Here is an 8,925-nt window from a genome sequence, read left to right as displayed (position 1 = left end):
CGCTTGGATACTGTTGATCGGCTCCTAATTCATCATTGGGAATGAATTGGGCTGGCGCAGAAGTTCCTTGCTCATCTTCATCGCGGCGGCGACGTTGACCGGCTGCACGTAAATGCCTTGGGCTACGGCGGCTACGGCGCTGACCTTCGCGAGATTCGCGCTTGGCTTTATCGTCAGCCTCAGTTGGCTCAACGCTGCTCTCAGATACTGCACTCTCAACCGCGGTAGTGCTATCGACCTTGAGTTCCTGAACAGTCGCGGCAGCGCTCGGTTCGACAGACTCATGCTTGACGACTGGCGTACTTGTTGTGTCGGCGCTGGCATTATGGGCTGTGGCATCAGCTGGTTCAGTTGCAGGTGCATGCTCCTTGCGAGGCTGACGACGCGGTCGTGGTGCTTTGGTTTCAGCAGGGACGTCAGCTGCAGTTGTTGCTGCTTCTGTCGGATTGGCGACAACGGCGGTTGTAGGCACTGCTGCAACAGGGGCGGCAGTCGCTGCGGCGGCATTCACGGCCGCGACTTGCGCTAAAATCGCCTCTTCTTGCAGTTGAGGCTCACTCGCGCTCTCGGTGTTAACAATACGTACCTTGCGGCGCATATTACGGCGCTGGCGACGCTCGCGTGCAACTTCTTGTTTTGGTGCATCCTCTTGAAGGTCTACCACCACTTCTTTCGGCGTTTGCACTCGTGGCTTCGGTTCGGCTTTTGCTGGACGTTTAGCGGAGTCTTCTCTTTCACGAACTGGCCGCTCTGGCGCGCTGGTTTCGGCTACTTTTTTGCTATTACGGTTACGCTGTTCACGATTGCCGTCTTTGGCTTTTTCAGCATCTTGGCCATTACGAGCACGACGCGGATCATTGCGACGATTGCGGCGATGGGCATTGGTTGTATTGGCATCGGCAGTCGCGGCTTGAGAGGTTGTGGCGCTGGCTGGTTTTTCCGCTGAACTAAACAGTGCGCTGATGGCACCAAGGAGTTTGCTAAATAAACCAGGTTGTGGGCTAGGCGCTTTTGCTGTTGGCGTAGGGGCTTGTTCCACTTTTTGTGGCGCGGCAAAACCTTTTAATGCCGGCACGGGGGCGGCTGTGCGTTCCAATTTACGTGGCTCGTACAGTTTGGCTTCTGGTTGTTCAATACGCTTATAGCTAGATTCGGTGATTTCATCATCATTACGATGACGGATCACGCGGTAATCAGGCGTCATCATGTGTGAATCAGGAATCACATACACTTCAACATCATGACGTTGTTCGGTGATGCGAATGGCTTTACGTTTTTCGTTGAGCAGGAAGGCTGCCACATCGACCGGGACGATCGCTTCGATTTGTGAGGTGTTTTCTTTGATGGCTTCTTCTTCCATCAAACGCAGAATCGACAGCGCTAAAGATTCAGTACTGCGGATAGTGCCTTGGCCATGGCAGCGAGGGCAGATATGGGCAGCGGATTCTTCCAATGACGGACGTAAACGCTGGCGTGACATCTCCATCAAGCCAAAGCGTGAAATACGGCCTAATTGTACTCGGGCGCGATCGTGGTGCACGGCATCTCGTAAGCGGTTTTCAACTTCACGTTGATGGCGCACAGGCGTCATATCGATAAAGTCAATTACCACTAAACCACCTAAGTCACGTAGACGTAATTGGCGGGCAATTTCATCGGCAGCTTCAAGGTTGGTGTTTAATGCGGTTTCTTCGATATCACCGCCTTTGGTGGCGCGGGCAGAGTTGATATCAATAGACGTTAAGGCTTCTGTTGGATCGATAACAATGGAGCCGCCAGAAGGCAGACGGACTTCCCGTTGGAAGGCTGATTCAATTTGTGATTCGATTTGGAAATGGGTAAAGAGAGGCACTTCTGCTTCATAGAGCTTAACGCGTTCCACAAAATCCGGGCGCACGAGGGCGATATGTTGCTTCGCTTCTTCATAGATGCGCGGGTGGTCGATTAAGATTTCACCCACATCGCGGCGGAGGTAGTCGCGAATCGCGCGCACGATCACATTGCTTTCTTGATGAATGAGGAAAGGTGCGCCTTTGGTTTGTGCCGCTTCGGTGATGGCGGCCCAATGGTGTTGTAGTACTTTTAAATCCCACTTTAATTCGGAGGATTCTTTACCAACGCCAGCGGTGCGCACGATAAGCCCCATACCCGCAGGGACTTCTAAATCCGCCATGGCTTCTTTTAACTCAGTACGCTCATCTCCCTCAATCCGACGTGAGATCCCGCCAGCTCTGGGATTGTTAGGCATCAACACTAAATAGGAGCCCGCTAAACTGATAAAGGTGGTTAATGCGGCGCCTTTATTGCCACGTTCTTCTTTATCAATTTGCACAATGACTTCTTGGCCTTCACTGACCACTTCTTTGATATTCGGGCGACCTTGGAAGGAATAGCCTTTAGGAAAGTATTCGCGGGCAATTTCTTTGAGGGGTAAAAAGCCGTGACGATCTGCGCCATAATCGACGAAAGCCGCTTCTAACGAGGGTTCTACGCGGGTAATTTTACCTTTGTAAATATTAGATTTTTTTTGTTCGTGACCTGGACTTTCAATGTCAAGATCATACAGTTGTTGCCCATCAACGAGGGCAACACGCAACTCTTCTGATTGAGTTGCATTGATTAACATACGTTTCATGATGACGTCATTCTTCTTTAAATTGAGGTCATCAAACATCACGTTTCGCTGCATTACGGGCCTAGCGGTGGTCTACTGAGCCTCTCGGCTGGTGTGGCTAGGCAAGGTGCGCATTACTGTTAGACGCAGTCGCTGCGTGTCGCATCCTATTTATGGCTTATTTTTTAATGATTACAAAAACAAGGAATTCGTTGTAAAACATCAACCAACCCCATAAATTCTTTAGTTTCGTTCCGGTAATGCCGAGGTCGAATCGGTTTGTCTGACGACAAGTTAAAATATGTTTCGAAATCGGGAGAAAAGTTCTAGGAAAACCTCGTTAAAACAAGGTCACATTCTCGATTTAATCGTAAAAAACGCATTTGTGGTATTTTTACTCAGTATACGATTTGCAAATCAATGAGTTGCTATCAAGAAAATGTTTTTTTATCCCTGAATCTTTTCGCTTGGGATTGGGAGCTTGTGAACACTTTATTCACGGCTTATCCCAAATCGCTGGTGGAATATAGCAATAATCAAAAAATTCAGCAATGGAAAGGCACAATTCTTCTCAGTTGTTGTACAATGGCGGCCGTTTTAGTTAGATGGCGCATCATGAATACAGTATCCACTCCACCGCAGCAGGTTCAATTGATCACTATTGATGAGGATCATTTTGAGCAGCGAATTGACAACTTTTTAATGACGGCCCTAAAGGGCGTACCTAAAAGTATGATTTATCGTATCGTTCGTAAGGGCGAGGTCAGGGTCAATAAGAAACGTATCAAACCTGAGTATAAATTGCAGATAGGTGACATCGTGCGCATCCCACCCGTTAGAGTGGCTGAGCCCGATAATCGTACGGCGCCATCAGCCAATTTAACGAAGGTATCGCAACTAGAAGGCCGTATTTTACACGAGGACAATCATCTGATTGTACTCAATAAACCTGCGGGTATTGCGGTGCATGGTGGTAGCGGTGTTGATTATGGTGTGATTGAGGCGTTACGTTCATTAAGGCCGCAGCAAAAGTTTTTAGAATTGGTGCATCGCCTCGATAAAGATACTTCAGGTGTATTGTTGGTCGCTAAAAAACGCAGCGCCCTAAAACACCTGCACGATCAATTGCGGCATAAAAAGATGCAAAAGGATTATTTGGCGTTAGTGAAAGGCGAATGGTCTGCTCAGGATAAAGTGGTTAAACAGCCTTTATTGAAGATCACCCTAAAATCCGGTGAGCGTATCGTGCGAGTCAGTGCTGAAGGTAAGCCTTCTGAAACTCGCTTTAAAATTGTGCAGCGTTATCAAGGTTGCACTTTAGTTCAGGCAAGTCCTGTGACAGGTCGCACTCACCAAATCCGCGTTCATTGTCAATATGCCGGTCATCCTATAGCCTGTGACGAAAAGTATAGTGAACAAGCATTTGATGACAGTATGCGTTCAATTGGCCTTGAACGGTTATTTTTACATGCGGCGGAGTTGATGTTTATTCATCCAGAAAATGAGCACGTGATGCGTGTATCTGCCCCTTTAGATGACAATTTGTCGCGGGTACTGAGTAAGCTTAAACGCGTTTGATGCTCGCAGCTGTTGATGTTGCAGTGACTTTTCTGTGCCGGTTTAATGTTATATACCAGAGTATTATTACTGACGTATATTTTGCCTAAATAGCACGTTGCGCCATGCTCTACGAGCAGTCTACGACTCGTAGAACATGGCTCAAACTGTCTAACCCCAAGATTAAGGTGTTATCTCTCGATATCGCGATCAATTTTTTAAGACAATCGCTTTGATGTTCATGCCAAGCCTTTAGCCTTAGCTTAGGGATTTAGGTTAAGGATAACGCCGCGTCAGCACTTGGTTAAACGTAAACCGGATTGTTGCGGCGCGAAGGGGGACATCTTTATGGAAACCTCAAGCTTAAACATCAAAATCTTAATTAGACATATCAATATATTGTGCTTACTGCACCCCATTCTCACTCAATACGTCTACCCCTTGGGTGAGTAACATTTCAGTGAGCAACATTAAGGGGAGTCCCACTAACGTATTGGGATCTCGGCCCTCAAGTCGATTAAACAGCGCGATCCCAAGCCCTTCACTTTTAAAGCTGCCTGCACAGTAAAAGGGTTGCTCTATGGCTATATAGGCAGCAATTTGTCGGGGGGTTAGTTGCCTAAAATGAACCGTAAAGGGCTCAACGGCCGCGTTCATGACGCCCGTGCTAGCATTATAAAGGGCTAGGCCTGTATAAAAGGTAATTGCTTTACCCGATGCTTGGCGCAGCTGTAAAGTGGCGTTGGCCGCATTTAAGGGTTTACCGATGATCTGCCCATCAATGACGGCCACTTGATCAGAACCAATAATGAGGCTTGCAGGATAATGCTGCGCGCCAGCCAGCGCTTTGGCTTTGGCGAGGCGCAGCACTAACGCTTCGGCCGATTCGTGCAAATTAGGGGTTTCATCAATCTGAGGATCGCAGCATTCAAAGGCTAATCCCAGTTTTTGTAGTAATGCTTGGCGATAAACAGAGGTTGAGGCTAATACTAATGAGGGCGGCATGCGCAAGATCCGTCGCGTAAATGAATGTCATTGTCGCTAATCTTGCTCAAAAAGTGCAAGGTTTTCCTCTTTTCTGAGGGCTTTTCGGTGAATGACGCTATTTTCGGTGGCTTATGCTTGTATGCCCGCGCTTGCTTGGGTAAAATTTCGCTTCCGTTAATTTCAATGTTGGGGCTGGAGAAGTGCTTAAGTTGCTCACTGGGACTTAAGTTAGAAATTTTTCTTTGACTCTAGCGTTTTCAAACTATAATATGCGCGCCTTATGCAAACAGTAAAGATACCGGTTTCAATTGATCCCATTCGCGCCGCCTCAAGCCGCCTCACTTATCAGGGGATTGTGCCTGGGCAGCAATTGAAAAGATTAAATGAGTTATGTGCCGGCGACTGTTCCGATGTGGCAGTGTCGATTGAATGTGGCGTGGATTTACAGGGGATAGTCTACCTGAAAGGGAAGGCTGTGACGGAGCTCACTCTGATATGTCAACGTTGCATGACGCTATTTACCACTGAGGTTACGGTCGAGTTTTGCTTCGGTCCATGCCGGACTAAGGCAGAAATCGATGAGCTCCCGGATGCGTATGACCCAATTGAGTGCAATGAAATTGGCGAAGTACGTCTGCATCAATTGATCGAAGATGAATTGATAGTCGCTATGCCGATAATCCCAATGCATCAAGAAATTGATTGTAATATGGGATCTAAAGACATAGTTGTAGGCGAGATCGAACCCGCTCAAGAGGAGCGTCCAAATCCGTTTGCAGTGTTAGAAAAACTGAAGAGCAAGTAATCTAGGAGACAGGGCCAATGGCTGTACAACAGAATAAAAAATCTCGTTCAAAGCGCGGTATGCGCCGTTCACATGACGCACTGAGCACTGCTCAGCTGTCTGTTGACGCTACCAGCGGTGAAATCCATTTACGTCACAATGTGACTGCTGATGGTTTCTATCGCGGTAAAAAGGTAATCAACAAGTAATTTGTTGGTTTCCTAATGACGAGTCTGACGCTTGCGTTAGATGCGATGGGTGGTGATCATGGCCCCCACGTCACAGTGCCTGCAGCCTTGCGGGCACTAAAATTATATCCTTTTCTAAAAATCATTTTAGTCGGTGCGAAGACTGAAATTGATGTCTATCTGCAACAAGCTGAGTTTACGTTACTTTCCCGTGTTGAAGTGCTCCACACTGATGAAGTGGTAAGCATGTCGGATAGGCCGATACATGCGCTGCGTAGCCGTAAAAATAGCTCTATGCGTTTGGCTATTGAATTAGTGCGCGATGAACGTGCCGCCGCTTGTGTGAGTGCCGGTAATACCGGTGCGTTGATGGCAATGGCTAAAGTGTTATTGAAGACGTTACCCGGTGTCGATCGGCCCGCGTTAGTCAGTTGTTTACCTTCTGTGAATCAAAAACCTGTGTATTTGCTCGATTTAGGTGCGAATATTTCCTGTGATTCCGAGACGTTATTTCAATTTGCGGTGATGGGCTCTGTGCTCTGTGAGGCGGTCGAGAAAAAATCCCGCCCTAAAGTAGCTTTACTCAATGTCGGCACCGAAGAGATAAAGGGTAATGATCAAGTGCAGCAGGCCGCACAGATCCTGCAGCACACCGATAAGATCAACTACACCGGTTTTATTGAAGGCGATGACATTTATTCTGGTAACGTGGATGTCATAGTCTGTGATGGTTTTGTGGGGAATATTACCCTTAAGACCTCGGAAGGCATTGCCAAGTTACTGGTGCATCAATTAAAACGCGGACTCACGCAAGGTTTATTTGTGCGTTTTTTGGCAAAACTCATCGCCCCACGTATTCAAGCGGTTCTCTGTCAGATGAACCCCGACCACTATAACGGCGCAAGTCTGATAGGATTGCGCGGAATCGTGGTCAAAAGCCATGGTAATGCGGATGAAACTGCCTATTTACAAGCAATTAGTTTGGCAGTGACTGAAGCGCAACGTCGACTCCCTGAAATGATAAAAGATCGTTTAGAGTCGATTCTTTTAGATATAACTAGCTGATCCCTCCTTATGCATACAAAAATTCTCGGAACTGGTAGCTATCTACCGGTGCAGGTGCGTAGCAACCAAGATTTGGAAAAAATGGTGGAAACCAGTGACCAATGGATTGTTGAACGTACGGGTATCTCAGAGCGCCGCATTGCGGCGCTCGATGAGACCGTTGCGACTATGGGCTATCAAGCGGCATTACAGGCCATTGACATGGCGGGCATAGCAGCAACCGATTTAGACATGATCATTTGTGGCACCACCAGTGCGGCTAATGCATTTCCTGCTGCGGCCTGTGAAATCCAAGCCATGCTTGGGGTGCATACGATTCCGGCCTTTGATATTGCCGCTGCCTGTTCAGGGTTTGTGTATGCCTTATCGGTGGCGGATCAATTTGTTAAGAATGGCGCGGCGAAAAAAGTGTTAGTCATTGGTGCCGATGTGTTGTCACGCTTATGTGAGCCTGAAGATCGTACCACCATTATTCTGTTTGGTGATGGTGCAGGCGCTGCGGTGATCGGCGTCGCCGATGAGCCTGGAATTATCTCTACCCATATTTACGCCGATGGTCGTCAAGGTGACTTGTTAAAGTGTGCCTTCCCGCCACGTCAGGGGGAAACCTCAGAAGCGGTGGGCTTTATGACCATGAAAGGCAACGATGTCTTTAAAGTGGCGGTGACACAGCTATCCCATGTCGTGACCGAAACTTTGCGGATCAATAATATTGATAAGTCAGAAATTGATTGGCTGGTGCCACATCAAGCTAACTTCCGAATCATCAATGCCACCGCCAAAAAACTCAATATGAGTTTAGATAAAGTCGTCTTAACGCTGGCTAAACATGGCAACACCTCTGCCGCGTCAGTGCCGATTGCACTGGATGAAGCGGTGCGCGATGGTCGTATTCAACGGGGGCAATTATTATTGCTCGAAGCCTTTGGTGCAGGCTTTGCGTGGGGCAGTGCTCTCGTTCGTTTTTAATGTGGTTAGATCACTCAATGCTTATTACTGTTATCTTGGTTTGATGTTCCAAGATAAGGGGTAATTGCTCAATAAATTAAGTTCGCCATAGGTAATTTGATATGGAAAATGTAGCTTTTGTATTCCCTGGACAAGGTTCACAGGCGCTAGGCATGTTAGCCGAACTTGCTGCAGCAGAGCCCATCGTTGGACAAACCTTTGCTGAGGCCAGTGACGTTTTAGGGTATGACCTATGGGCGTTAGTGCAAAACGGTCCTGTAGAAACCTTAAACGAAACTGACAAAACTCAACCTGCTTTGTTAGCCGCAAGTGTTGCCATTTGGCGCGCCTATGTGGCATCAGGTAAAGCAATGCCTGCCATGTTAGCGGGTCACAGCCTAGGAGAATATTCTGCCCTGGTGTGCGCTGGAGTGATTGATTTTAAAGATGCGATTAAGTTGGTCGAATTACGGGGTCAATTGATGCAACAAGCTGTCCCTGCCGGTACTGGTGCGATGTACGCGATTATCGGTCTGGATAATGACGGCATTGCCAATGCGTGTACTGAAGCAGCGCAAGGCGAAGTGGTGAGTCCGGTCAACTTTAATAGCCCTGGCCAAGTGGTGATTGCTGGTCAAAAAGGCGCGGTTGAACGCGCTGCTGCAGCATGTAAAGCATCTGGCGCCAAAATGGCGGTGGCCCTGCCAGTAAGCGTGCCATCTCACTGTGCCTTAATGAAGCCTGCGGCAGAAAAATTAGCCATTGCGCTAAACGATGTACCG

General features: G+C 47.8%; 8 protein-coding genes. 6 read left to right on the top strand and 2 right to left on the bottom strand.

What is annotated here, in order from left to right:
* Window positions 1–2,689 (bottom strand): ribonuclease E (rne, locus tag ACRCZA_RS13625; RefSeq protein ID WP_438674957.1); only part of this gene is annotated, 2,689 nt, incomplete at its 3' end.
* A 540-nt stretch (window positions 2,690–3,229) separates the two neighbouring features.
* On the opposite strand from rne, the gene rluC reads away from it, so the two are divergent.
* Entirely contained in the window at window positions 3,230–4,192 is a 963-nt protein-coding gene (rluC, locus tag ACRCZA_RS13620) for a 23S rRNA pseudouridine(955/2504/2580) synthase RluC (RefSeq protein WP_438674956.1), read from the top strand.
* Between the two features lie 384 nt (window positions 4,193–4,576).
* On the opposite strand, the gene ACRCZA_RS13615 is transcribed toward rluC, so the two are convergent.
* Complete coding sequence (locus ACRCZA_RS13615; RefSeq protein WP_438674955.1) at window positions 4,577–5,176, bottom strand: Maf family protein; 600 nt, start codon at window positions 5,174–5,176, stop codon at window positions 4,577–4,579.
* A 262-nt stretch (window positions 5,177–5,438) separates the two neighbouring features.
* Between ACRCZA_RS13615 and yceD the strand changes: the two genes are divergently transcribed.
* The 5 genes from yceD to fabD form a co-directional block, all read left to right on the top strand.
* Entirely contained in the window at window positions 5,439–5,963 is a 525-nt protein-coding gene (gene yceD, locus ACRCZA_RS13610; protein WP_438674954.1) for a 23S rRNA accumulation protein YceD, read from the top strand.
* A gap of 17 nt (window positions 5,964–5,980) precedes the next feature.
* On the top strand, window positions 5,981–6,151 hold the full coding sequence (gene rpmF, locus ACRCZA_RS13605; RefSeq protein WP_438674953.1) for a 50S ribosomal protein L32: 171 nt from the start codon (window positions 5,981–5,983) through the stop codon (window positions 6,149–6,151).
* Between the two features lie 15 nt (window positions 6,152–6,166).
* Complete coding sequence (gene plsX, locus ACRCZA_RS13600; RefSeq protein WP_438674952.1) at window positions 6,167–7,195, top strand: phosphate acyltransferase PlsX; 1,029 nt, start codon at window positions 6,167–6,169, stop codon at window positions 7,193–7,195.
* 9 nt (window positions 7,196–7,204) lie between these two features.
* A complete protein-coding gene (locus ACRCZA_RS13595) occupies window positions 7,205–8,164 on the top strand; it encodes a beta-ketoacyl-ACP synthase III (RefSeq protein ID WP_438674951.1) in 960 nt (319 codons plus the stop codon).
* Between the two features lie 101 nt (window positions 8,165–8,265).
* Window positions 8,266–8,925 (top strand): ACP S-malonyltransferase (fabD, locus tag ACRCZA_RS13590; RefSeq protein ID WP_438674950.1); only part of this gene is annotated, 660 nt, incomplete at its 3' end.

Origin of the sequence: Shewanella sp., from assembly GCF_051658185.1 — a bacterium.
In the GTDB taxonomy this organism is placed as follows: Bacteria; Pseudomonadota; Gammaproteobacteria; order Enterobacterales; family Shewanellaceae; genus Shewanella.
Note: the sequence above shows the minus strand (reverse complement) of the source record. Positions and strands in the feature narration are given on the sequence as shown.